Genomic DNA, 24,486 nt, shown 5'->3' on the forward strand with positions numbered 1-24,486 from the left:
GATGTCTGCTCTTCTTTTTTTATAAAATCTCAAAATAAACCCCTACTCTTCAGAGCGGGGGTTTATTGCTTGTAGTACCAGCCTTTTTTATCTAAAAATTGTTTAACTTTTACAAAATCCAGTCCAGCTGCTGTGAGTTCAGCTGACGGATTACCTATTGCATGTACGTTTAATTCACTGTCAATTCCTTCATTTTTTAAGAAAGCACGAAACTCTGTTTCCATGTCTTTACTTAATCCGCCTGTTTTAATTGTAACTGGGATAGGTTCTACGTCTTTCATTTGCACGAATCCGCCTGGAACAGCCCATGCTGCACTCGTATAGCCATATACGCTAAATACCGTGCCTTTTTTTATAGTTCTGAAATTCTCTGTTACATTCGCATATTTGTAGACTCCAATATCCTTCTTCGCTTTTACTTGAAAAGAATATTTATCTCCGAGTGAAGTAACCTTTGGTAATGATTCTTCTATAGGAGTACTTACACCCTTAAGCAATTCCATCATTTTAGCTAATGTTTTCTCATCAGCTTTTCCAGTTGACGTTAATCCATACTTTTCTTGAAAAGCTTTAACAGCTGCAACGGTTTCATTTCCGTATTGGCCATCGGTTCCTTGCTGGGAAAGCTCAAATCCTAATTTAATTAAGTTTTGCTGCAGTTCTTTTACAGCTAGTCCGCTATCACCTTGCTGCAATTGTGCTGATGGCTGATTATTTTCCACCACCGCCACCCCTGTGTTAATACTATTAAAGAAATCCAGATCCATTTCATTGATATCAACATTGCCTTTAATCCCGTTTACTTTTCCTTGATCTGTATATTGAAACATAGACCATCTATCCCAAATGGCCGTATCACCTGGATTAGTAAATCCCTTGGAACGGTTACTTCCACTGTAACGAGCTATCCATAGCGGATATCTTGCCACGGCGCTTGTAAAATTGGATTTAATAAAACTATACCCGGTGTAAAGAATAGGCGTAATGCTTGTTTTCCTTTCAATATATTCCATCCATCTAACTGCAAAGGCTGTGACCTGCGCTTTTGTTTTCCCTTTATTTTCTTCCAAATCTAAGCAATGAGGCAAATCAACCTTCATGCTGCCTAATTTATTTAAAAAGAAATTAACTTCTGCAATAGGATCATTATCAGCATGAGCAAAGTGATAAAAGCCTACACGTAGACCTGCATTTTTTGCTCCTATATAATTATCATATGATTTTTTATCTAAGAAGGTTGTACCTTCTGTTAATTTAATATACGCGCCTTTTACCCCATCCGACGCCACTTTTGCCCAATTAATTGTTCCGTTGTGATGAGAAACATCAATGACCTTAATATTTTGATTATTACGGTTTTGCATTGCTATCACTCCTTCATACAAACTATGAATAAAAAAGGAAATGGCAACTGATACAGGCCTATTAAATAGATATTAGGCTTTATAAAAAACCGTACAATAAGAAGGGCTTTTGGTAGCCTTACCTTATTATAAGAAATGAATTTGTGCAATTTCATAACGTTAGAAGAGCTATATTCGTTTATACTAATAATATGAAGATATACTGTATAAAAAATGGAGGAATATGATGTCTTTAATAAAAGAAGCACGTAGGTATGCAGAACACGCTCATACCGGCCAAATGCGCAAGCTTTCCGATACACCTTATATTGTTCATCCTATTAACGTAGGTAATATTTTAGAAAAAGCAGGTTTTAGTGAAGAAGTAATTGCAGCAGCTTATCTGCATGATGCTGTAGAAGATACAAGTGTAACACTCGAAGAAATTGTACGAAGATTTGGTTTAGAGGTAGCAGGGATTGTTGAAGCTCATACAGAAAACAAATCAAAAAGCTGGGAAGAACGTAAACAGCATACAATTCAAATTGTGAAAACTGGTTCTCTTGAAGTGAAATCTTTAATTGTAGCAGATAAATTAGACAATTTACGGTCTTTAAAAGAAAGCTACGATCAGCAAGGAGATGTGATTTGGAATAGTTTTAAAAGAGGATTCGAAAAACAGAAATGGTACTACGAGTCCATCAGCAAATACGCTGAAAAAGGATTGGAACCAAGCCAAATTCCAAGTTTTTTTAATACGTACAAACAAGAAGTAAATGATTTTTTTAGAAGTTAATATTCATATGAAGAAATTAGAAAACACTGAAAATAACTATTGCGAACGTGCGTCATACGTATTAAAATATAGTAGAGTCAACAGGCAATAAAGACTCTACATAAGCGGGACTGTAGTTCAGTGGGAGAATACTTGTCTGGCAGACAAGGGGTCGTGGGTTCGAATCCCATCAGTTCCATAAAACCAGTCGCATCAAGAGTTTAAAACACTTTAAAACTCTGCCGGATGGAATGGGTGTAATACTATTTCATCTGACCTCTTCATGATTTTCATGAAGAGGTTTTTTATTTTCTTTTTACGATTGATCCTCATGATTTTTATAATTATTCTTTTCACTGCTCCTGCTTACAATTTCTCTAAGTTCGCCCTCGTCGCCTTTTGCATTGATGATTTCAAAAAGCTGATTCAGCCCTTCACTTGTTTCATCGTTTGGTTCTTTGCTCATTCTATCCCCTCCTTTTGCTTTTAGGGTGCCCATCTTTTTCGCATTGTTTCATGTAAAAAGCAATTTATCAATATTAATCGGCCATAAAAGTATACCTTTACGATCCTTGTACGATTACTGGTTGTACAGATATACTCAATCAATCCTTGAAATTTTGCAGCGTTTTATAGGGTTTCTAATACTCATCTATAATGAAATAATCATCACAAACTTCGTTAAAATCGTTCTCTTCTTGGATATTTCCTTCTTTATCTTTAGATATCTCGGTTTCTTGTGTAAATAGTCTAAAAAGCTTGTTTAACATTGTTTCACCTCGTATCTTTCATTAATACATTCAGTATGATTCATTTATATGAAGCCAGTATGAATTGAAACTTAAGATAATGTGAATGTAGACATGAACGTGAGATGTTAAGCATGCTTATATCCTGGACAAAAAAGTTACTTCATTCTACTTATGTATTATCGCTTTGCTTCTTGAGTCCTCAACTTCTTTAAATGCCGTTCAAATCGCTTGCGTAATCGGAATTATACGTTTGCTTGTTTTTCTTTAGTTATATCTACAATCAAACGAAAAAACGCAAGCTATAAAAAAGAACTTTGGATGCTACTGTAAAGTTCTTTTCATAAACACTTACCGTTTGTTAAGAACTGTATTAAATATGAAATAGCTCATACACTTCTCATACAATCGCTAAGACCTATTCAGTTAACAGTCCTTCTTACGTTTTTTCTCGAACCATCCATATGCAATTTCAGCTTCAATTTCTTTATTTCCTGGAGAAACTAAGAAAATAACGTATGAACCGTTGTTTGGAAAGATAAATTTGCCGTCTTCATCACTTACTAATGTACTTTTCGGCGGAACAACACGGTTAAATACGTTTACCCCTTTAGCAGGAACGCCTTTTACCATTTCTGCAAATTTAATTTTCCCTTTTGGCTTTGAACGTATTGTAGTATTTGCTGGACTCACATTATCTGAAGTTGTTCCTTTTCCAGGGGGATAGAATTAAACCAAATTTCAGCAGTAAAAGGTTCGTTTGAATAGTTAGTGATAGTAAAAGCATTCACAAATAAATCTACTCCGGAGCCGGAAGGGTTCACTAATCCGCCCGAAGCGTTTCTATTTCCACCAAAACGAATAGGCTCAGTTTGTCCAACAAAATAGTCTCCTTTTAACGATTGATATAAAGGATTAGGTATATTAACGGATTTAATATACGGTTTGCTCGACTCGTAATTTGACATACAATCGTCTCCTTTCTGGACTATATTTTAGGAGTTTTTTCTGTAAATGCTTGGACACATGCATATATAAATATATTTAATCTTTATATAAACGCAAAAAGATAGACCCGGTACTGAGCCTATCTTTTTCTATCGTTTTTACAAAAAATTTCCCCTTGGCCCTTTCCTTACTAATGCCCTCGTCGACTGCTGGTGTATAAACGGATTGTTTTTTGACTTTATATTCCGATGCTTTTTTTATCCGTCTACTATCCCTTCTTAAAGTAGTAATCACCTATTCTTTTGTAGTCATAAAATGAAGAATCTTTACCTTTTTTTCACAATACTCAATAATTTCATAACAGGTTGTGAGGATATCATGTCTAGACAGTTCTATTTCATCCAATACAAACTTTGAAAGCTGCTTTTGCAGAACCTCCAGCTTTTTGCTGTCTTCTTCATCGATCCACAGTCCTTCCGTAATACATACATCTGCTAGTTTGTTAATAGATTGAGCCGTCCAGTTTAAGCCGGCTGAAGAAACGGTTATTGTCAGTAAATCATTTTTTATAGCTAGAATAACTTGACACACATGGGTATAGGCATCAACTTTCTTTTGGATAAATGCTTTGCGAAGCTCTTGCTTGTATTGCTCTTTCGACATCGCTATAGCTACGACAGACGTAATGAATGTTCCTGCCAGCGCGATGAGCGACCCTATCAAAATTCCTATCATTTCTTCTGACAAAACGTTCACCTCTTTAAAGATATTTCTATATGCTATGGGACTGAAGGAAATGATATGAGGATAAATACCATGTAAAAACAGCCCTAACTTAGAAAAGTTAGGGCTGAAACACTAAAATAGGATGATAACCAAATTAGATAATACGACTTGTAATAATTCCTTCAATTTGACCAATTTTTTCTTCTAGCTCAGGCACAATCTCGTCACTTACTTGATTGTCAATATCGATCATTGTATACGCATATTCACCGCGGCTTCTGTTCACCATATCTGCGATGTTTAAATTGTAGTTTGAGAATACTTGCGTAAGTTGTCCTACCATATTCGGTACGTTGTGATGGAAAGCAGCTACGCGTTTTTTCCCAGTGTAAGGAAGAGATGCATTCGGGAAGTTCACTGAATTTTTAACGTTTCCTGTTTCTAAGAAATTTTTCACTTGACGTGCTGCCATTACCGCACAGTTTTCTTCTGATTCTTGAGTTGATGCCCCTAAATGAGGAATTGGCACAACATTTTTCATGTTCAAGACATTTTGATTTGGGAAATCTGTAATATATCGACCAACTTTTCCACTTTCAAGAGCAGCTTTCATATCTTCTTCGTTTACAAGCTCACCGCGTGAGAAGTTCAAAATATGAACATCTGGTTTCATGATGCTAAACGTCTCTTTATTGAAAACACCTTTTGTATCGTCCGTTAATGGAACGTGAACCGTAATATAGTCAGATGCTGCAAATAGTTCTTCTAGAGACATTGCACGCTGTACGTTGCGAGACAAATTCCAAGCTGTATTAACAGAAATGAATGGATCAAAACCAATTACGTCCATATCTAAATCAAGCGCGTCGTTTGCTACAAGAGCACCAATTGCACCTAAACCAATAACGCCTAATGTTTTACCTTTGATTTCTTTTCCAACAAACTGTTTTTTACCTGCTTCAACTAACTTAGGAATTTGATCACCTTGGCCGTCTAATCCTTTTGTCCATTCAACTCCAGCAAATAAGTTACGAGAAGAAGCCATAATTGTAGTTAAAACCATTTCTTTTACTGCGTTTGCATTAGCTCCTGGCGTATTAAATACAACGATACCTTGCTCCGTGCAAGCGTCCACCGGTATATTGTTAACCCCTGCTCCAGCTCGTGCAATAGCTTTTAAATTTTGGTCAAATGCCATGCTGTGCATGTTAAAGCTACGCACGACAATCGCATCTGGATTTTCGCTGTCGTTGTCAATTTGATAACCTTCTTGATTAAAAACATTTAGACCTTTTTGTGCAATGTTGTTTAATGTTTTGATTGTTTGTACTTTTTCTAATGTTAATGTGCTCATTTTGTACTCTCCTCTGATTATCATCGTAGTTTTACATGTTTTTACCTTTGGATAAAGGAACTTCATTTTTAATTTTTTTAAAAGTCTGGTTTTTTAGCCTACATGTCTGATAACTTCTATATCCTCTCCCCCTAAACAGAAAGAGGTAAGAGATATGTATTAATCCCTTACCTCTGCCCAGGCGAACGGCTACGTCACTATATGCTTCCTCACGGTTATCCGCGTTTCGCCAGTCACATATAGTCTTTGAAATTAAGTATATTCTAGCAAACTCTTTCAGAACGTTCAACCTTTTTTTAAAAGTTTGCTTTTTTCAGTCTAATTTTTAATCTCTTTGGTGAATCTCCTAATATATTGACAAATACCCTAATACATGTTAAATAAAAAGAGTGATTAGCACTCTATCTATTCAAGTGCTAATTATTTTGTAAGCCCTATTTGGAAAGGAGAACTTCTTATGTCAAAAAAAGAATTTAAAGCCGAATCAAAGCGATTATTAGAGATGATGATTAATTCCATCTATTCTCAAAAAGAAGTATTTTTGAGAGAACTTCTATCAAATTCAAGCGATGCAATCGATAAAATTTATTACAAAGCTTTAACAGACGACTCCTTGCGTTTTAACAAAGAAAGCTATTACATAAAAGTAACACCCGATAAAACTAACCGTACCTTAACCATTACGGATACTGGAATTGGCATGACGCAAGAAGAGCTTGAAAGTAGCTTGGGCACAATTGCGCGAAGCGGTTCCCTTGCGTTTAAAAATGAAAATGAAACAAAGGACGGACACACGATTATTGGCCAATTCGGCGTTGGGTTTTACGCAGCGTTTATGGTGGCAGATGTCGTAACGGTGATTAGTAAAGCGTTAGGCAGCGATGAAGCCTATAAATGGGAATCTACTGGTGCTGATGGTTATACAATCGAACCTTGCGACAAAGAAACGGTTGGGACTCAAATCATTTTAAAAATTAAAGAAAATACAGAAGATGAAACGTATGATGAGTATCTAGAAGAGTATCGTTTAAAAGAAATCATTAAAAAGTATTCAGACTTTATCCGCTACCCGATTAAAATGGACATAACGGAAAAACGGCCTAAAGAAGGTTCTGATAACGAGCTAGAAGATTATACAGAAGAACAAGTTATCAACAGTATGGTACCGATTTGGAAGAAAAATAAAAATGAATTGACTTCAGAAGACTATGAGCAGTTTTATTCAGAAAAGCGCTACGGATTTGATAAACCGCTCACTCACCTTCATATTAATGTGGATGGAACGATTCGCTACAATGCTGTTTTATTTATTCCAGAAAATAGTCCGTTTGATTACTACTCAAAAGAATTTGAAAAAGGGCTTGAACTGTATTCAAACGGAGTCTTAATTATGAATAAATGTGCAGATCTTCTTCCAGACTACTTTAGCTTTGTAAAAGGTATGGTAGATTCTGAAGATTTATCTCTTAATATTTCACGTGAAATTTTGCAGCAAGACCGCCAGCTTCAGCTGATTGCCAAAAACATCGGCAAGAAAATCAAAAACGAATTAAAAAGCTTGCTTAAAAACGAACGTGAAAAGTACGAGAAGTTTTATGAATCATTTGGCCGCCAGCTAAAATACGGCGTTTACAGTGACTTTGGCAGCAACAAAGATGTATTAAAAGACCTGCTTTTATTCTATTCTTCTACAGAGAAAAAGCTCGTAACACTAAACGAGTATGTATCGCGCATGCCTGAGGATCAAAAGTATATCTATTATGCATCAGGCGAATCGTACGACCGAATTGAAAAGCTTCCTCAAGCAGAATTGGTTGCAGATAAAGGATACGAAATTCTGTATTTTACAGAAGATATCGATGAATTTGCGATTAAAATGTTAATGACGTACGAAGAAAAAGAATTTAAATCTGTTTCAAGCAGTGACTTAGGGATTGAAGCAGAAGAAGAACAGCTCAATGAGTCTGAGGAAAAAGAAAATAAAGAGCTATTTGACTATATGAAAAAAGCTTTGGCGGGAAAAGTAGGAGATGTGCGCGCGTCTAAACGTTTAAAAACACACCCCGTTTGCTTATCAGCTGATGGTGAAGTAACGATTGAAATGGAGAAAATTTTAAGTGCTATGCCTGACAATCAGCATGTAAAAGCAGAAAAAGTGTTAGAAATTAACGTAAATCATGATGTATTCGCTTCTTTAAAAGATGCATTTGAAAATGACAAAGAGAAACTAGACCTTTATACAAATTTATTATATAACCAAGCTCTTCTAATTGAAGGCTTATCTATTAGTGATCCCGTTGAATTCACAAATGATATTTGTAAAATCATGATATAAAAATCAGGCGCAGAATGATTCTGCGCCTGATTATATGCATGGCATAATAAAAGTAGTTATATAGTAAGAAGCGATAAAAATGGGTACGGGCAGTTCTTCTGTTACTCTTATTGAGTGTTTTCCTTGTTTAAAATGAAAAAGGTCTGATTTAAACTCCGCGACTTTTTCTCTTTTTTGATTAAAAATACATGCTTCCTCTACGGCTTCATGACTACTTAACATGTAGACGTTATTTCCCCATCTAATTTCTTGTGCTCCTTCGTTTTTGATTATTCCTTTACCTAATAGATCCCCCACTGTTTTTCCACTTTCTTTTATCACCCACCGGTGTTTCTTCACGTGATCAATAAACACCGTTCTTCCTTCCCATTGAACTTGTACATGTACCTTTAAGCCGCAGGAAAAGTTAGGAAACCAAGAAATAGAATCTAAAACTGGAAGTCCATCACGAGTTACAAAATCAATACTTTTAGTCCACATATTTTTATGCACTCTCTTAAGCTGTCCGACGTTTTCTCCATTTTCATTTGTAACTGCTACGGTCTTCCCCGCTGATTTAAAATAGGGAAGATAAAAGATATATTCTTGCATATAATCCTCCAAAGCTTCTGTACCTCATATTAACAGCGTGTACATAGTTATGTTTCTATCTTTCATATATTTCGTTTGTTTCTTTGGATTTCTTCCTTTGTTTAAATTGGCTTTGATTTTCTTTTAAATGCTTTAGTAAAGCAACAATCAAGAAACTAACAATCACAAGAAGAAGCCAAGAGCTAATTTTACTTATATGAACCATTGTCCATTGCTGCTGTTGATCTGGATACTGCCATGCTCCGAAAAATGTTGCGATATTTTCAGCGATCCAAATGAAAAAGCCAATCAGTACAAAAGACAATACTAAAGGCATGCGATATGTACGTTTGTTAACCGTAAAATATACAAAAGTTCGATAAAAAATAAGTAAAGTAAAAAGTTTTAAAAACCAGCGGAAGTCGTAAATGAAATGATGCGTGAAAAAGTTAAGGTAAATAGTCATACTTAGTATACTGACAATCCACGTAGAAGGCCAATTCGCAAGCTTTAATTCAAGCCTTCTCCACACTTGGCACATGTAGCTGGCTACACTAGCATACATAAATCCGCTGTACAGCGGAACTCCCCAGACTTTAGTGAAAGCTTTTTCCGGATAGCTCCATGAGCCCATATGAACTTTGTAGAGTTCTAACGCTAGTCCAATTAAATGAAATACTGCAATGACTTTTACTTCATCAAGCGTTTCTCGTTTAAACGCCACCATTAAAACTTGAGTTCCTAGACAGACTAATAAAATAAGGTCATATCTAGAAATAAACGGTACTTCAATTATTTTTGTCATGGCCAATGTAAGAAAAATAATAACAGGAAAAACACAAGATTTTGCTTGTTCTAAACCAAAATAGATTAATTGCTTCATTGTAACATCCTATCTTTATAGTATTCCTTAGTATTTTCACAGAAATGATTCCCTGAAAATTATTGCAGATTTTTCAAATTTATTCAATAAGCATCTCCGCTGTTTTTGCAACTAAATTATCATACCCAGCGGAGATCAGTTTTCTCCATTAACTTTTCAAAAAATCGGTGACTCTCTGTACATAGCGCTCTTTATCGTAAGATAAGTACAGATAACTGGTTAACTGTACAGGCTCTCCAAAGAAAAAACGTTCATACAGCGTTTCTCTTGTGCCAAACGGACTCATCGTTAAATCCCATGCAAGTCGAAAAAGCTTAATTCGATCTTCTGCTCCTCTCGATTTAGCTTGCAAATAACGCGTAATATCTTCCTTAACCAATGAGCGGCACGTATTTTCTGTTGGTATTGCCATTAGTCCGCTTGCACCTAAAAGCTGGATAATCTCTGTAAAGGTAGGATATGTTTTTGAAAATATATTTGCGGCAATACGAAGTGTAGTTTCATTCGGACGCATGTATCCCCATGTATCAATCTCCGCTTCTTCTTCTGCTTTCATCACGAGAGCTTTCATCGTTTCTAACGCAATAATAAGCTCCGTGGCTTTTTCTCGCACATGCGGATAGTCCGTAATGTTAATGGTTTCAATCAGAGATTGTACAATTCCTAATACAAACTCTGTTTTGACAATTCTCCTTGAAGTTACTTGATGCAGAGCAAAAGCTGAGAAGGAACTAGAAGCAAGGAATGTATTTGATACGTCTACATTTTCATAAAAAAACACGCGGTTCCACGGTACTAATACATGGTCAAAGACAACAATTGTATCCATTTCTTCAAATCTAGAACTTAATGGATAATCAAACGTCGAATCTTTTCCTGCAAATGATTCTCTACAAATAAATTTAATTCCTTTTGTATTACTTGGAATTGAAAAAGCAAATCCTTTTTCTTTTCCTTGAATGCCCGCTGAAGACAGTACGAGCAGTTCATCTGTCATTCCGCCCTGTGTAGCAAGCAGTTTCGCGCCTTGGATAACGATTCCCTCATTGTTTTTATCAACTATTCTTGCTGCTATCGGTTCATCGTTTTGCTCGTAATAAAATTGGATTCGATTGACTTGAGGATCGATGAATGTATGAGTGAGCGATAAGTCGTGCTCTCTCACATATTCATAATAAGAAATGATGTTTTCAGGAAAGCAATTTTCTGCTCCTCTCAGGAGTTCTGCAGAGGATGCAAAAGCCATCAATACGGTATTCATATAATCTGGACTTCTCCCCATCATACCGTGAGTTAAGCGAGCCCACTGCTGAGTCATCTCTCGCCTCTTTTTTAACTCCTCTTTTGTTTTAGGCTGTAAATAAGATGTACCGACAAATTCCTTAGAAGCCGGAGATTGGTATGTCATGATATCTTTGATTTTTTTATCATGCTGAAGATCATAAAGCTTAGCTTGACTGTTAATGGCTCCTTTAAAAGCCGGATGTTCTGATATATCGCCTGTTACGAGCTTGCCATCAACCCATACATTTGCTTTTAATTGGTTAATTCTCTCTACGTATTGCTTCCCATTAATTGCTGACATACTCCCACTCCCAGACTTTCGATAAATATTTTCACCTATTGCATTTTTATCATATTACGATGTCTTTTCCATGTTTCCTTCATACATCACAGCTTTGAGCATAAAAAAAGAAGGTTACAGTAACCTTCTTTTTTTATGATTTATTTATATTGAATATCATTTCTTAGGGATTCAACTTTACTTAATGCTTGGTCAATATCAGGCTCTTCAACATTAAAGTGAGCAAGTGCATCATGAAGATGCTTAGCAATTGCATTAAAATGTTCGGGCTGAATATTCATATTTGCATGCGCTTTGGCCATCGACTTTCCTGAATATTGATTCGGTCCACCTAAGGCAAAGCTTATAAACTTGGCTTGATGTCGACGTTGTTTATCCATATCCGTGTGCTCGAAAAAGTGACTAACTGTTTCGTCTTTTAAAACAAGTTCAGAATAAAAATAGTCTACTACTTTTTCAATCGCTTCTTGTCCGCCCACTTTTTCATACAATGTTTGTTCCAAAACAATTCCTCCTTTTGTACCTTTAACCATTGTTACCCAATACAAGTATTCATATTCTTTGAAAGGCTTCTTTATGGGAATTCGTTATCGTCATGTTTTATTCCTCTTCCTCATAATGAATAAAATGTAAAGGGAATGAACGCAGTGCAAAGGAGTTGTAGAAACTGCATTTAATATCTATCGTTACTGGTCTGAATCATTACATTTTGATAAGTGCTGGTCTAATATACGTAAGTATAAGCCGGTAAGCCTTTTACTCCTACTCGGCATGAAAAAAGAGAGCCGGCAGCTTCTTCGTATTTTTCTTCTTCCTTAGCTGTGGTGATAAATAAAGTTTGTAAATCGTCTCCTCCAAATGTACAGCAGGTTACATTGGAAACAGGAAGATGAATAGATTCTATAATTTCTCCTTTCTCTGGATCTACACAAATAACTTTCGAACCTCCCCAAAGCGCTACCCACAGTCGGTCGTGCTCATCAATTGTCATTCCATCAGGAAACCCGTCTATATCTGAAAGGTCAATCAACACTTTTTCATCTTCGAGCCTTGTTGTTTCTTTAGAAAATGAATAAGACATAATTTTATTTTTCGGGGAATCAACCAGAAAGAATTTGTCTCCTCTTCGATTCCAAGCTAGCCCGTTTGACACGCTTAATCCTTCTTTAGCACTCTTAATTACACCTTTTTCATCTACTACGTACAGCTGGGCTTTTCCTTCTTCATCTTCTTCACTCATCGTGCCAATCCAAAAGCGATTATATGGATCACATTTCCCGTCATTAAAACGCATGTTTTTTTCAAGAGTATCTAAACGGATATACTCTTCATGATTCTTTTTGTTTTTATCCACTAAAAGCAGCTGATTACGAGTGGAGACGACCAATTTTGAATGATTGGTTGTAGAAACGCTTGTAACAACTGAAGGAAGATCCATATCTTCTAATGTTGTCGTTTTTGGATCGTACGTAAGAAGTTTTTTATCTAAAATGTCTACTAGCACTAATCTTTGATTTTCTTCATCCCATAGGGGTCCTTCCAGTAAACGTCCATCGTACTTTTTTTCAATTTTCGCTTCCATTTTCAAGCTCCTTTGTTGTTTTTATGTACAACCGTTTTTTAATCGCTTTCTAAAAAATATTCCTTTAAGTATGCAAAACAAAAAAACAGGAATATGTTTCCTTTTTATAAATACCCGTTGCATAACCTTCTCTAAACACTAGGTTATTCTCTAAACACTAGGTTACAAGAGAATCTTTTCATAAAAAAACAGCACGCTGTATATAGCGTGCTGTTTTTTTATTATAAAGTTACGTGTTCGTTTTCTAACTCTTTAACACGTGCTGCAAATTCTTCTTCTGTTAAACCATGTTCTTTTACATAGCGGTTACGGGGACTTACTCGGCATTCATGTGAACAAGCGCGTAAATATTTGTGTTCGTTTTCTTCAGAAGCTAAGATTTTCTTATTGCATTCTGGGTTTGAGCAGTTAACATAACGTTCGCAAGGCTCGCCGGTAAAGTGATCCTTCCCGACAATCACATGCTCTTTTTGGTTAACTGGTACGCTGATGCGCTCATCAAATACATAGCACTGACCATCCCATAGTTCACCTTGTACTTCTGGATCTTTTCCGTATGTTACAATACCTCCGTGAAGCTGGCTTACATCTTCAAAACCTTCTTCAAGAAGCCATCCAGAGAATTTTTCACAGCGAATACCGCCTGTGCAGTACGTTAAGATTTTTTTATCTTCAAACTGATCTTTGTGGTCGCGAATCCATTCAGGAAGCTCACGGAAGTTTTGAATATCCGGACGAACAGCTCCTCGGAAGTGGCCTAAATCGTATTCATAATCGTTTCGTGCATCGATTACGACCGTATTTTCATCTTGCATCGCTTGATAAAATTCTTTTGGGCTTAAGTAATTACCCGTTACGCGAAGAGGATTCACATCTTCTTCTAATCGAAGAGTTACTAATTCTTTGCGGTGACGCACGTGCATTTTTTTGAACGCATGTTCATCTGCTTCGTCTATTTTAAATACAATACCTTCAAAACGAGGATCATTTTTCATCGTTTCCATGTATTTATCTGTTTGTTCAACTGTTCCTGATACTGTTCCATTGATCCCTTCAGCCGCAATTAAAATGCGTCCTTTTAGTTCAAGCTCTTTACAAAATGCCAAGTGCTGAGCTGTGAACTCTTCAGGATTTTCAATTGGAGTGTACAAATAATATAGTAGTACTTGATATGGTTTTCTTTCAGTCATGTTGCTTCTTCCACCTATCTGTTTATATTTGCAAGATATAATGCATGTAGGTCGGTTATTGTGAACCGAATTGATGGTAACAATTCATTACTTAAAGGTACATTACGACAAAAACAACATCCTTTTTATGAGGATGCTTCTATCTAAAAAGTATTACAGTGAATGATTGTTTCAAAAACATACAGTATTTAAGCCTGTAATAGTATAACATATCAAGGCGAACACTTCTAGGATTTGTTTTTTTATGAACATTTTCTTGCGGAGATACGTTCTACCTGAGCTTTTCTGCGCATACATGATGAGATATGAACCTTTGAGATTGGAGACGGAAATGATGCCTTTTTATACATTAAAAGACGGTGCAACTTTATACTATGAAAAACAAGGGGAAGGAACACCTATTATTTTCATTCACGGAGTTTGGATGAGCAGTCGTTTTTTTCACAACCAGCTTTCTTTTTTTTCGAAACAGTATCAAACTATTCTTTTGGATTTAAGAGGACATGGAAATTCAAGTCATACTCCATATGGTCACACAATTTCCACTTATGCTCGCGATGTGCATGAGTTTATAAATAATAATCGATTAAAAGACGTCATATTAGTAGGCTGGTCGATGGGTGCTTTTGTTGTGTGGGAATATTTGAAACAATTTGGTGAAGAAAATGTAAAAGGGAATATTATTGTAGATGAAATGGCTTCAGACTTTAAATGGTCAGACTTTCCAATCGGTGCATTTGATTTACCTGCCCTTATTTCGCTTATGCAAGGTATTCAGCTTGATCGAACAAGTACATTAGAAAGTTTTATTCCGCTTATGTTTAAGGATGAATTAACTGAAAAAGATAAACATTGGATTATGAAAGAAGTAACGAAAATGCCCGAGTCGATAGCTAGTGCTATTTTGTTTGATCAATCCATTGTGGATTATCGAGAATTCCTCCCGTTTATTACAATTCCTACTTTACTGTGCTTTGGAAAAGAAGAAAAACTCATTCCTGTAGCGGCTGGAAGGCATATTCAAAAGCTGGTTTCAGGTTCTGTACTTGAAGTTTTTGAGAACAGCTGTCACTGCCCTTTTCTCGAAGAAAGCGATCGGTTTAACAAAGTTGTGAGTGATTTTATCGAGCGCATCTAATTTACAACAAAAAAAGAATTGCCTTGTTTCTAACGGATTCGGTTGATAGAAAGAAGCATAAGTTAGAACTACAAATCAGCAATATAAATGGTAAGTAAAAGCGCTCGAAAAAAATCCGAGCGCTTTTACACTTAATGTTCTCCGCCCTCATTGAACTTAACTCTTTTACAGTTTGAGGCGATAACTTATAAGAATATCTTTTGGTTCAAAACCAACTTTCATATATACTCGATTTGCTTGACTATTTGCTCTATCAACGGTTAGTTTAATTTCATTAATTTGTGGAAATGAAAACATCTCTGTTAAAACTTCCTTTAACAACCTCGTTCCTAGACCTTGACTCTGAGCATTCTTTGAAACACCAATATACTCCAATGAAGCCTCTCGCATTTCAGTATCGACTTCAAAGTACGCATAGCCTTGCAACTCATTAGACATATTTTTAAGTATCTTTAACATATTTCTATCGTTAAGTCTCTCAATAATTGTTTTTCCATCATAATAAGTATTTTGAAACATTGCGTTATGCAGCATTTCAAATGCTTGAAAATCACTATGTTTAAATGGCTCGCTTTTCATTTCAATAACTTTATCAAAATTTTGTTCTTTAATTTCTAAGATCAAGTGTTCACCAGTCTTTTTTGCTTTTATTTCATTCATAAATACTTGTTGCAGCTCATTTTCTTCATTGATAAAAAAATGAAATTCTTGGATCAAAGGATTTTCATTAACTAACTGTTTCCATAATTGAGATTGCAAATCAATAGAAGATGTTTTATTAAAAGGTCCCCACACTTCTGCTACCATTTCTTCGATATCAAATCCAATAGCCGCTAAAATTTCTCCTGTCCTATTTCTAGCGATTAAAAATTTAATATCACCCTCGTCACTAATAAAATCTTCTTTTAATGTCTGGTAGATTTCTTCTTCTTTTTCACCACAATAACCAATATGTGATGTTTTCTGACTATTTTTTTCTAATAGAAATCGAGATAATTCACCGAGGTTATTTGGTTTTTCTATAATAGCATCCATAACACTATCCCCTTCTTTAGCTCCAATTTAGTGTCGTGTTCGTTCCTACTTCAAGCTATCCCTGCTTATTAACCCCTTTTACCTTCCTAGTTTGAAATTATTATTCTATAAGATATTAATTAATCTCAACACAAATAAGGTAATGAAATCTCGCGTCCGTCATAGGCAAAGCTTACGTTTTTATCTAAAAGCATCTCAGCGTGCTTTGGGATATCAATATTGTGTGATAAATGAGTGAACACCATGTTTTTTGCTTGTAGCTTCACTTTAATCTCCATTGCCTCTGTCACATCATATACGGATCTTTTTTCTTTTTGAAGATATTCTTTCCAAAAAGATGTACCGAATATCAGTAAATCTAAGTGGTAAAAAGGCTCCCACTGTTCTTTTGTCACATTAAAAGAATCGGATACATACGCCCAGCGTACGCCTTGTTTTTGATGAACCACAATGCCGTAGGAATGACCGTTAAATCCGTGATTCACTTTATGAAACGTAATGGCCGTTTCTCCGCTTTCCCACTTTAACGTGCCATTAAAAGTAAGCCCTTTTCTTTTTGCGAGATAAGGAAATCTTTTGATTAACTCGCTGATGACTTCAGGGGCTGCTACGACTTCTGTACTTACATTATTCCAGTAGCATAAGTCGGCTAAATCCCCTAAACCAGCAACATGATCATTGTGAGGATGAGTAATAAACACGGTAGAAGGGATTTTTTTGTTATTGTATAAATGAAATTGATGTTTAAAATCAGGTGATACATCAATCAAACACACGTTACCGTCCAGTGTGAACTGTGCACTAGGTCTTGTGCGCTGATTTAATGGATCTTTTTGCGTGCATACTTTACAGTCACATAATAATCGAGGCACTCCTTGAGCATCGCTCGTCCCATAAAATAAAAGCTTGTTCATTGCTCTGTTTCCCCCTTTTTTTCTTCTAAAGGTCTATCTTTTTATTTTAAGAAATGCCCTATGGTGTTCTGCATCTTTCTTTTATTTGTCCTTCTAGAATAAAACCAGCTTTTATGTAAAACAGCCAGTCTTTTTAACGACTGGCTTTGCTATATTCCTTATAAAAAACGTTTTTATGCTTTTTCTATTGATTTCTTTCTTCGTCTCTTTCAACAATATGCTGAAGAATAGATAATTTGTTTGTCCAAAATTGTTCGTAGTAAGAAAGCCAATCTTTTATTTCTTTCAAAGGCTCTGGCTGAAGATGATACACTTTTTCTCTGCCTTTTTTTTGTCCATGGACTAGGTCTGCTTCTGAAAGTATATGAAGATGCTTGACAACAGCGGTACGGCTTATTGAAAAATGGGACGTTATTTCTGAAATAGGCAATTCTTTTTCAGAAAGCAGCTCAAGTACTTTTCTTCGAGTAGGATCAGCAATGGCTTGAAAGATATCATGCTTGGCAGCTGATGAAGTCATTTAGTTTTCAACAACCTTTCGAAGTTTTTCATTCACGAGACTAGTCCACCCGTAGCTCATTCTATCTCGTACCACTGAACTCTTTTCGTTTGCTTTTTCAAGAAGTGTTTCAGCTTCTTTCCAGCCGCTATGAATAAGCGTAAATTCAGTTTGATTACCCATTTCTTTTAAGGTAAACGAAACGACCCATCCATCCGTATCCCAAGAGAAAGAAAGATAGTTTGGTGCATCTATTTCTAATACTTTGCACGGAGATGGTCCAAAAGGCGATTGCAAATGAAATTCATATCCTACCAGAGGCTGAAAATCATTAGGCATGAACCATTGTTGGAGCCCTTCTGCGGTTGCTACTTTATCCCAAACTTTTTGAATCGGCGCGTTAAATATTATCGTCTGTTTTACATCTTCTACTACACTTTTATCATTCATCGTTGTCTTCATTCTCCTTTTCCAAATATAACACCAAAAGGTGTTATATAAAAATAATATAACACCTTTTGGTTTCGTGTCAATTCTTCTTTTAAAAAATGAAATCCTTCAATACATTTCCGTTCTTCGATAAAGAGATTTGTTATGATGTTGAATGAGTGCATTTTGTTATATTTAAAATATATCTTTTAAACGATGCTTCGTCCGCTTTGTGCCAATGCATAATGAATGCCGTGCTGCAGTGTTTGAAAACAATCATATTTTGATAAATCAATATGAGTCTCTGATATAACTAAGCCTAAGTCAGCAGAAATTCCTACTAAAATGGTTTTTGTACCAATCAGGGACGCTGCTGCACCTAATTTTTCGATAAGACTTGCCGTATATTCAGTAAGTTCTTTATCCAATCCGGTTAAATCCAGCACAAGATAATTAGCCTGATGTTTTGGGAGGTTATTTAATGTATTGACAATCAAATCTTCCGTTCGATCCTCGTCGTATTTGCCAATCAAAGGAACGACGACTATGCCTTCCAAAACGGGAATAATAGGAGAAGACAGCTTTTTAATAAGATCTTTTAACTCTGCTGTTTTTTCCGCTACAATGTTTTGCAAATGTTCTATTTTCTGCGCTTCTTTTCTTCTCGCTAATTGATGAATATTTTGAGTGATATCAATGTTGGAAGGGAAGTATTCTACTGTGGTGCATTCATGCCCTTCTATTTGATGTTGAATCACCTTGTACCAAATATTTGTTCCGAATAGTCCTGTAAAAATCCCTGCATAATGGGCCGGAAGAAAATTTCCTCCCATTGTTTTCTTTTGCGCCACGTTAATTTTATGTTCCCAACTGTCTTTTAATTCAGCAGATAGAGTTTTACTTTCAGGATTTAAATATTTGATAGTTGTTTTTCCCCATCCAGCCGAAGCGTATGTATTTGTAATTAACTCAGCCGCTTCAAAAACCGTTACGCCCTTCATGTTTTGAAAGTACTCTCCTACTACTAATCCTTGTCGAAAACCAGTAGTTTCCAGTACTACCGAAGCTGCCTCTTCTCCAGATATTTCTTCGATTGTGTCAAACAATGTTTTCATCGCCGAAGAAATCCAAAAAAGAATCGCATCTTCTCCTTCAAAGCTAAATTTTCCTTTTTCTAAATCCCAAGCAAAACTAAGACCACCTATATCAATATTCTTTTTTTCACCCATGCCGGAATCTCCTTTTTATATAATCTCTCTACTATAGTGGTTTTTACGTAAAAGTGAGTATGAATTACCTTGGATGCTGCTTTTTTTAATCTTATCATTATTAGCTCTAAAGGAACAATTCTTTTCAATCTACTGAGCTTGTAATAGTGGTGAAATAAAAAAAGCTTCTATTTTATGAAGAAGCTTTTCGGCTGAATTATTTAGTTTTCCTCATTCCCCTGACAGCTCGGACATTCATAAACGTGCACAAAATAAAGCCCAACATGGTGAAAACGTTTTCCTAAGCAGTCTGGACATGTGCCTGCTTCACGCATTTGTTCGCGTCGTTTTTCTCGCTGATTAGCTAAAAGATTTACAAATTTCATTAAAAAGACCTCCGCATGTTTTTGACTATAGGTTTTCCTAGTAGGAAGCCTTTTATTCGACCCGGTATATTTATCACAGCGCCTGCTTGAGTTTACTTTTAATCATGCTCAAGTTTTCTAATAGCACAAAAAAAAGGATAGATAAAGCAGTCTCATGACGCTCATCTATCCTTCATTTTTACTCTATCTAATGCTTAACGTTATATCTGATTGTTGATAAAATCCAGCATATATAAGTTATTCTTCTACTTTGTATTTTTCTTTTTTTCGAAGAAACGGCCACCAGTTTCCTTCTCCAAGCGTCACGACAATCGCTGGCATAAGAAGCGGAAGAATAACAAGACCATAAAGTAAAAGACCGATGATAACAACTGTTGCTACATGAACAAGCGTTAATACACCTGATGGCATCATAGCCCCAAACGTTCCGGCTAGGATAATAGCGGCAGTAATAATAACCGACCCCATCTTACTCATAGACGTAACCATGCCTTCTGCTACGCCGCTTTTCACTTCTTCGTTAAAACGGTCTAACAAGAAAATAGAATAGTCAATTCCAAGAGCAACTAAAATAACAAAACTAAAGAATGGCACGGCCCAGCTGATTCCGTCATTCCCCATTATATCCACGAATAGAAGCTCTGAGATTCCCATTGCTGTATAATACGTAAGCAACAGTGAAGCAATCATGTATACAGGCATGATCATTGAACGGAATAAAATGGTCAAAACAATAAACAATCCAATCATCATAATAACCATTGTGCGTGAAAGATCCGTTGTAGATAAATCTTTTAAATCCGCATTTGAGCTCGATACCCCTCCGTACACAATTTCTGTATGCTCAAACGGCGTATCAACGACTTCGCTTGCCACCGCTTTTTCAATATTTTTTACGGTTGAAATGGCTTCTTCAGAATATGGATTTTGATCGAGCACTACGCTGAGCTTAACTCCTTTTCCATCTGCAAAAGAATAGTTGTCGATGGATTGTTTAAACCCTTTATCTTTCATCACTTCTGCTGGAAGATAAATACCCGTATCTCTAACTGTTGAGCTGTCACTCATGTTATCAAGCATACCTGTTGCTTTTGTTAAGCCATCTGAGATTTTCGTTAGCCCATCATTTGCACTATCAACACCTTCTGCTAATTGATTGATACTGTCTGATAGGGTTCCGACTTGGCCTTGCTGAGCTGAAAGATTCTCATTTGCTTGTTGAAGACCGGTTTGAATGGTAGTAAGCTGTTTGCTGATTGCTGCAAGCTGAGGAACCGCTTGCTGCACATTTCCTGTTGTAGAGAGCTGAGTGCTGACAAGCTGCAGCTGTTGATTAACTTGAGCTAATCCGTCTGCGGCAGGTGCAAGTGACCCGCCAGATTCTTTAGAAGCAGAACCCGTTTGGTCGGCTATTTGATTTAGCCCTTTTTCAATATCACTTAATCCTTTTTGTACATCTCCGATTCCTTTAACAGCATCTTTGATTCCGTCTGATACAGAGCCCAGCTGTGAATTAACATATAAATCATCAATCTTTTCTCCCGTAGGCTGTGTGATCGTCATAACAGAATCCACGTGATCCACTTTTTCAATTGCTTTGCTTATATTTCCTAAATACGGAATAACATCCGCCTTTGTTAACTCTTTATCTCCTTTAATAATAACATTGACAGGAAATGCTTTTCCTTCTCCCAGTGCGTCACTGATAGCATTTAGTCCTTTTATAGATTTATAATCACTGCTTATTTCAGCAGTAGAATCAAACGATACTTTTGAGTCATACGTTACAATAAAAGGCACGGTAATAATCGCTGTAATGACTAAAAATACGAACGGTCGCGCTACTGCCTTTCTTCCTAAAAACCCCCACAGCTTATTATCGCTATGAGAAGCCACTTTTTTAGACGGCCAAAATAATTTTTCTCCAAGCGTAACCATAAAAAGTGGCAGCAAGGTAAATAAAATCACTAGCAGCACACCAACTCCCACTGCTACGCCAACGGCCGATTGGAAAATAGCAAACTTGGCAAATCCGATGGCTGCAAAACCAATAAATACGGCAATTCCGCTGATGAATAACGTTCTTCCTGCTGTACGGTAAGCCGTGATCGTGGCTTCTACTTTATCATGTCCGTTAGCCAATTCTTCACGGAAACGGTTAAGTAAAAGAATGCAGTAATCCGTACCTATTCCAAACAAAATAGCTACTAAGAACGTTTGCGTGAACGTTGAGATTGGAAAATCGACATTTTTAACTAAAATACCTAGTAACGATTGACTGATTAAGTATGTGATTCCCACAATTAAAATAGGAATAAACGGCGTCACGACTGAACGGAAAACGAGTAGAAGCAAACCTAAAATCAAGAAGATAGTAATAAACTCGGTTTTCTTTAACCCTTCTTCTGAACTGTGTGCAAAATCCTGATTAATAAGAGATGCACCTGTTACATATGCCGTAACGTCTTTTGGCACGCTGTCATAAATCTGATTCGCTATTTTTTCAACTTTTTCATCCGATCCACTGACAGTAACCGGAACTAAAACGGTTTTTTTGTCTTTAGACATTAATTGGTTACGAACATCTTGATCATCTGTTAAAGGCGTTGTAACATCTTTTACACCTTTAATTTTCTCTGTCTTATCAATGATTTTCTGTATCTGTTTCTCACTATCTTTATCTAATGCGTTATCTAGCTTGATCACCATGCTGATGGTGTTACTGTCTTCCCCGGCATTTTTGAGAATTTGGCTGGCCCTAGATGAAACGGCATCATCAGGAAGCTGAGACTGCCCTTTTTCACTTGCGAGCTTTGTTAAATTGGGTGCCGTTAGCATCAATATGACCGTTAAAGCTAAAATAAAGGCCGCAATCACCCATTTAAATTTCACAATAAATTTCATTTTTTGCTTTCCCCTTTTATAGTTAACTTTTCTTTTGCCATTGTAAGAATTTCAATAAATGTATCTATTTTTTCTTCTTCTACATCATCAAACAAATTCTCAATGATACTAAAACACGCGGCATTTCCGTCATGTATTACCTTTTCTCCTTCAGCCGTAATCTTAATAAGCTTAGAACGTTTATCGCTCTCTAGTTCATTAGTGTCCCACTCCACAAGCCCTTTTTCGAGCAGTTTTTTAATTCGATTCGAAATGGCACTTTTATGAACACCTTGCAAGACAGCGAGACTGCCAGGTGAAGATGGACCTTTAATCATTAAACTATTTAACAAATCAAACTGCTGCCTTGAGACATGTTCGAAGAGGTTATGGCTCAGCTCTCTGTGAATGACTTCTGTTCCTACAAACAGCACTTCTTCAAAAAGTTCTACAGCTTGATATAACTTGCTTTTCGTCACTTCTTTCCCTCCTTTGCTCATTTAGTTTATAGGTATAAACTATTCAACTTTAAAAATAGTTTATAGGACTAAACTTTATTCTGTCAATAAATTTATGTCTGACTGTCTTCATATATGATAAAGATAAACGGAATCCCAAAAGATACCGCTTACATCAGCTTTTTTGGTTGTCAAAGCTCAATCACTTAAGTATTATTAGTAATTGACTTCTTTTCAAGGAGATATAAATTTTATACACAGAAAGGGTGATCACACATGAATACAATGCATGCTAATGAGCAGGTCAGTAAGAAAGATTCCTTTCCAATTGCTCTTATCTCGTTGACTCTTGGAGCTTTTGCTATTGGAATGACGGAATTCGTTATTATGGGGATACTGCCTAACGTTGCAGAAGACCTTCATGTTAGCATTTCGACTGCTGGTCAGCTAATTACGGGCTATGCTTTAGGAGTAGCGATTGGCGCGCCAATTTTAACCATTTTTACTCATCGACTTCCTCAAAAGCTTCTGCTTTGTTTACTCATGCTTTTATTTATTCTCGGAAATGCGATTGCTATTATTGCACCTAACTATGGAATTTTGATGGGAGCTCGTTTAGTTACGGCGTTATGTCACGGTACTTTCTTTGGAGTAGGCGCTGTTATTGCTTCACGGCTCGTACAACCGCATAAGCGAGCAAGTGCTGTTGCAACGATGATGGCAGGTTTAACCATTGCAAATATTATCGGCGTTCCTGTAGGAACATTTATTGGCCAACACTTAGGTTGGAGAGCTTCGTTTGGGGCTATTACCATTATGGGAATCATTGCATTTATCGGTATTATTCTGTTTATCCCAAAGCTTGGTCAAGAAAAATTAACGGGTCTAAAACAGCAGTTTGCTGCTTTTAGCCAACCAAAACTTCTTGTGATGCTTCTTTTAAGTGCAATAGGGTGCGGTAGTTTATTTACTGTATTTACGTACATTACACCGCTTCTTGAAGACGTTACGGGAGTAAGTGAACACAGCGTTACGTGGATACTTGTATTGTACGGATGCGGCGTTACGCTTGGAAATGTTGTTGGAGGAAAGCTTGCAGATTGGAAGTTAATGCCTTCGGTTGTAGGTATATTTGCTTTTCTTTGTATTGTGCTGACTATTTTTACGTTTACTGTCAAAAGCCCAACAGCCGCGATTATCACGCTGTTTTTCTGGGGAGCAGCAGCATTTGCTGTAATGCCTGGTATTCAAGTGAAAATTATGAACTTAGCACAGGAAGCACCTGCTTTAGCTTCTACTTCGAATCACTCATTTGCTAACTTAGGAAATGCTTTTGGCGCCTTTTTCGGAGGCGTAATTATTAACCATATGGGACTTACTTCACTTCCTTGGGTTGGCGCCATTTTTGTAGGAACGGCTTTTGTTATTAGCACTTGTCTGTTTATTGTGGAAACACGCAAAAAACATAGTGAACAATCGTCCTAACTGTCTAACAA

At 36.4% G+C, this 24,486-nt stretch carries 22 protein-coding genes, 1 tRNA gene, 1 pseudogene and 1 riboswitch; of the genes and pseudogenes, 5 read left to right on the plus strand and 19 right to left on the minus strand.

Annotation, left to right across the window (positions count from 1 at the left end):
- Window positions 1-62 precede the first annotated feature (62 nt).
- The gene (locus ACXAE4_RS15795; protein WP_098999339.1) at window positions 63-1,364 is read right to left on the minus strand and encodes a GH25 family lysozyme; all 1,302 of its coding nucleotides are present in this window, start codon (window positions 1,362-1,364) and stop codon (window positions 63-65) included.
- 226 nt (window positions 1,365-1,590) lie between these two features.
- Here ACXAE4_RS15795 and ACXAE4_RS15800 point away from each other — a divergent pair, with 226 nt between their 5' ends.
- Together ACXAE4_RS15800 and ACXAE4_RS15805 are read left to right on the plus strand one after the other, a co-directional pair.
- Entirely contained in the window at window positions 1,591-2,139 is a 549-nt protein-coding gene (locus ACXAE4_RS15800; protein ID WP_289578935.1) for an HD domain-containing protein, read from the plus strand.
- 106 nt (window positions 2,140-2,245) lie between these two features.
- A tRNA-Ala gene (locus ACXAE4_RS15805) sits at window positions 2,246-2,317 on the plus strand.
- A 117-nt stretch (window positions 2,318-2,434) separates the two neighbouring features.
- Here ACXAE4_RS15805 and ACXAE4_RS15810 read toward each other — a convergent pair.
- The 4 genes and pseudogenes from ACXAE4_RS15810 to ACXAE4_RS15825 all read right to left on the minus strand — a co-directional run bounded on the left by ACXAE4_RS15810 (window position 2,435) and on the right by ACXAE4_RS15825 (window position 5,895).
- On the minus strand, window positions 2,435-2,584 hold the full coding sequence (locus ACXAE4_RS15810) for a hypothetical protein (RefSeq protein ID WP_167387320.1): 150 nt from the start codon (window positions 2,582-2,584) through the stop codon (window positions 2,435-2,437).
- A 709-nt stretch (window positions 2,585-3,293) separates the two neighbouring features.
- A pseudogene (locus ACXAE4_RS15815) lies at window positions 3,294-3,835 on the minus strand (DUF6143 family protein).
- Window positions 3,836-4,109: 274 nt separating this feature from the next.
- Complete coding sequence (locus tag ACXAE4_RS15820; RefSeq protein ID WP_367077200.1) at window positions 4,110-4,562, minus strand: hypothetical protein; 453 nt, start codon at window positions 4,560-4,562, stop codon at window positions 4,110-4,112.
- A 133-nt stretch (window positions 4,563-4,695) separates the two neighbouring features.
- Complete coding sequence (locus ACXAE4_RS15825; RefSeq protein WP_013057119.1) at window positions 4,696-5,895, minus strand: phosphoglycerate dehydrogenase; 1,200 nt, start codon at window positions 5,893-5,895, stop codon at window positions 4,696-4,698.
- 168 nt (window positions 5,896-6,063) lie between these two features.
- Window positions 6,064-6,142, minus strand: a riboswitch (ZMP/ZTP riboswitch).
- 210 nt (window positions 6,143-6,352) lie between these two features.
- On the opposite strand from ACXAE4_RS15825, the gene htpG reads away from it, so the two are divergent.
- A complete protein-coding gene (htpG, locus tag ACXAE4_RS15830; RefSeq protein WP_099331007.1) occupies window positions 6,353-8,230 on the plus strand; it encodes a molecular chaperone HtpG in 1,878 nt (625 codons plus the stop codon).
- A 30-nt stretch (window positions 8,231-8,260) separates the two neighbouring features.
- Here htpG and ACXAE4_RS15835 read toward each other — a convergent pair whose 3' ends face one another.
- The 6 genes from ACXAE4_RS15835 to trhO form a co-directional block, all read right to left on the minus strand.
- Window positions 8,261-8,821, minus strand: a complete 561-nt coding sequence (locus tag ACXAE4_RS15835) for a tubby C-terminal domain-like protein (RefSeq protein ID WP_289578933.1) — start codon at window positions 8,819-8,821, stop codon at window positions 8,261-8,263.
- A gap of 55 nt (window positions 8,822-8,876) precedes the next feature.
- A complete protein-coding gene (locus tag ACXAE4_RS15840; RefSeq protein ID WP_028413304.1) occupies window positions 8,877-9,683 on the minus strand; it encodes a DUF817 domain-containing protein in 807 nt (268 codons plus the stop codon).
- A gap of 148 nt (window positions 9,684-9,831) precedes the next feature.
- Window positions 9,832-11,268 (minus strand): 4-hydroxyphenylacetate 3-monooxygenase, oxygenase component, encoded by a 1,437-nt coding sequence (gene hpaB / locus ACXAE4_RS15845; protein ID WP_028413305.1) that lies wholly within the window; start codon window positions 11,266-11,268, stop codon window positions 9,832-9,834.
- 140 nt (window positions 11,269-11,408) lie between these two features.
- Window positions 11,409-11,771 carry a group I truncated hemoglobin gene (locus tag ACXAE4_RS15850; protein WP_025751868.1) on the minus strand — a complete coding sequence of 121 codons (363 nt, stop codon included), beginning with the start codon at window positions 11,769-11,771 and terminating at the stop codon, window positions 11,409-11,411.
- 221 nt (window positions 11,772-11,992) lie between these two features.
- Window positions 11,993-12,850, minus strand: coding sequence for an SMP-30/gluconolactonase/LRE family protein (locus ACXAE4_RS15855; RefSeq protein ID WP_028413306.1), 858 nt, complete (start codon window positions 12,848-12,850; stop codon window positions 11,993-11,995).
- Between the two features lie 221 nt (window positions 12,851-13,071).
- Complete coding sequence (trhO, locus tag ACXAE4_RS15860; RefSeq protein ID WP_028413307.1) at window positions 13,072-14,040, minus strand: oxygen-dependent tRNA uridine(34) hydroxylase TrhO; 969 nt, start codon at window positions 14,038-14,040, stop codon at window positions 13,072-13,074.
- A gap of 334 nt (window positions 14,041-14,374) precedes the next feature.
- Here trhO and ACXAE4_RS15865 point away from each other — a divergent pair, with 334 nt between their 5' ends.
- On the plus strand, window positions 14,375-15,178 hold the full coding sequence (locus ACXAE4_RS15865) for an alpha/beta fold hydrolase (RefSeq protein WP_028413308.1): 804 nt from the start codon (window positions 14,375-14,377) through the stop codon (window positions 15,176-15,178).
- 165 nt (window positions 15,179-15,343) lie between these two features.
- Here ACXAE4_RS15865 and ACXAE4_RS15870 read toward each other — a convergent pair whose 3' ends face one another.
- The 8 genes from ACXAE4_RS15870 to ACXAE4_RS15905 form a co-directional block, all read right to left on the minus strand.
- Window positions 15,344-16,213 (minus strand): GNAT family N-acetyltransferase, encoded by an 870-nt coding sequence (locus tag ACXAE4_RS15870; RefSeq protein WP_028413309.1) that lies wholly within the window; start codon window positions 16,211-16,213, stop codon window positions 15,344-15,346.
- A 125-nt stretch (window positions 16,214-16,338) separates the two neighbouring features.
- Complete coding sequence (locus ACXAE4_RS15875) at window positions 16,339-17,127, minus strand: MBL fold metallo-hydrolase (RefSeq protein ID WP_028413310.1); 789 nt, start codon at window positions 17,125-17,127, stop codon at window positions 16,339-16,341.
- Window positions 17,128-17,311: 184 nt separating this feature from the next.
- Window positions 17,312-17,647, minus strand: a complete 336-nt coding sequence (locus ACXAE4_RS15880) for an ArsR/SmtB family transcription factor (protein WP_028413311.1) — start codon at window positions 17,645-17,647, stop codon at window positions 17,312-17,314.
- Window positions 17,648-18,076, minus strand: coding sequence for an SRPBCC family protein (locus tag ACXAE4_RS15885; protein WP_028413312.1), 429 nt, complete (start codon window positions 18,074-18,076; stop codon window positions 17,648-17,650).
- 188 nt (window positions 18,077-18,264) lie between these two features.
- Entirely contained in the window at window positions 18,265-19,284 is a 1,020-nt protein-coding gene (locus tag ACXAE4_RS15890) for an STAS domain-containing protein (protein WP_098112624.1), read from the minus strand.
- Between the two features lie 200 nt (window positions 19,285-19,484).
- Window positions 19,485-19,649: a hypothetical protein gene (locus ACXAE4_RS15895; protein ID WP_165573448.1), complete on the minus strand. Its 165-nt coding sequence runs from the start codon at window positions 19,647-19,649 to the stop codon at window positions 19,485-19,487.
- Between the two features lie 237 nt (window positions 19,650-19,886).
- On the minus strand, window positions 19,887-22,553 hold the full coding sequence (locus tag ACXAE4_RS15900; RefSeq protein WP_098112623.1) for an MMPL family transporter: 2,667 nt from the start codon (window positions 22,551-22,553) through the stop codon (window positions 19,887-19,889).
- Window positions 22,550-23,011 carry a MarR family winged helix-turn-helix transcriptional regulator gene (locus ACXAE4_RS15905; protein WP_033579007.1) on the minus strand — a complete coding sequence of 154 codons (462 nt, stop codon included), beginning with the start codon at window positions 23,009-23,011 and terminating at the stop codon, window positions 22,550-22,552. Before ACXAE4_RS15905 ends, ACXAE4_RS15900 begins: the two co-directional genes overlap by 4 nt.
- A 255-nt stretch (window positions 23,012-23,266) precedes the next feature.
- On the opposite strand from ACXAE4_RS15905, the gene ACXAE4_RS15910 reads away from it, so the two are divergent.
- Window positions 23,267-24,475, plus strand: coding sequence for an MFS transporter (locus ACXAE4_RS15910; protein ID WP_098112622.1), 1,209 nt, complete (start codon window positions 23,267-23,269; stop codon window positions 24,473-24,475).
- Window positions 24,476-24,486 lie beyond the last annotated feature (11 nt).

It is taken from the genome of Priestia sp. ABM2_011, assembly GCF_056158845.1.

Excerpts from the sequence above, each read along its gene's own strand:
- ACXAE4_RS15800 (WP_289578935.1), top strand. The coding sequence starts at position 1,591 with ATGTCTTTAATAAAAGAAGCACGTAGGTATGCAGAACACGCTCATACC.
- ACXAE4_RS15900 (WP_098112623.1), bottom strand. The coding sequence starts at position 22,553 with ATGAAATTTATTGTGAAATTTAAATGGGTGATTGCGGCCTTTATTTTA.
- ACXAE4_RS15875 (WP_028413310.1), bottom strand. The coding sequence starts at position 17,127 with ATGAACAAGCTTTTATTTTATGGGACGAGCGATGCTCAAGGAGTGCCT.
- ACXAE4_RS15870 (WP_028413309.1), bottom strand. The coding sequence starts at position 16,213 with ATGGATGCTATTATAGAAAAACCAAATAACCTCGGTGAATTATCTCGA.
- trhO (WP_028413307.1), bottom strand. The coding sequence starts at position 14,040 with ATGACTGAAAGAAAACCATATCAAGTACTACTATATTATTTGTACACT.
- ACXAE4_RS15840 (WP_028413304.1), bottom strand. The coding sequence starts at position 9,683 with ATGAAGCAATTAATCTATTTTGGTTTAGAACAAGCAAAATCTTGTGTT.
- ACXAE4_RS15880 (WP_028413311.1), bottom strand. The coding sequence starts at position 17,647 with ATGACTTCATCAGCTGCCAAGCATGATATCTTTCAAGCCATTGCTGAT.
- ACXAE4_RS15910 (WP_098112622.1), top strand. The coding sequence starts at position 23,267 with ATGAATACAATGCATGCTAATGAGCAGGTCAGTAAGAAAGATTCCTTT.
- ACXAE4_RS15825 (WP_013057119.1), bottom strand. The coding sequence starts at position 5,895 with ATGAGCACATTAACATTAGAAAAAGTACAAACAATCAAAACATTAAAC.
- ACXAE4_RS15810 (WP_167387320.1), bottom strand. The coding sequence starts at position 2,584 with ATGAGCAAAGAACCAAACGATGAAACAAGTGAAGGGCTGAATCAGCTT.
- ACXAE4_RS15895 (WP_165573448.1), bottom strand. The coding sequence starts at position 19,649 with ATGAAATTTGTAAATCTTTTAGCTAATCAGCGAGAAAAACGACGCGAA.
- ACXAE4_RS15885 (WP_028413312.1), bottom strand. The coding sequence starts at position 18,076 with ATGAATGATAAAAGTGTAGTAGAAGATGTAAAACAGACGATAATATTT.
- htpG (WP_099331007.1), top strand. The coding sequence starts at position 6,353 with ATGTCAAAAAAAGAATTTAAAGCCGAATCAAAGCGATTATTAGAGATG.
- ACXAE4_RS15835 (WP_289578933.1), bottom strand. The coding sequence starts at position 8,821 with ATGCAAGAATATATCTTTTATCTTCCCTATTTTAAATCAGCGGGGAAG.
- ACXAE4_RS15795 (WP_098999339.1), bottom strand. The coding sequence starts at position 1,364 with ATGCAAAACCGTAATAATCAAAATATTAAGGTCATTGATGTTTCTCAT.
- ACXAE4_RS15890 (WP_098112624.1), bottom strand. The coding sequence starts at position 19,284 with ATGGGTGAAAAAAAGAATATTGATATAGGTGGTCTTAGTTTTGCTTGG.
- ACXAE4_RS15865 (WP_028413308.1), top strand. The coding sequence starts at position 14,375 with ATGCCTTTTTATACATTAAAAGACGGTGCAACTTTATACTATGAAAAA.
- ACXAE4_RS15855 (WP_028413306.1), bottom strand. The coding sequence starts at position 12,850 with ATGGAAGCGAAAATTGAAAAAAAGTACGATGGACGTTTACTGGAAGGA.
- hpaB (WP_028413305.1), bottom strand. The coding sequence starts at position 11,268 with ATGTCAGCAATTAATGGGAAGCAATACGTAGAGAGAATTAACCAATTA.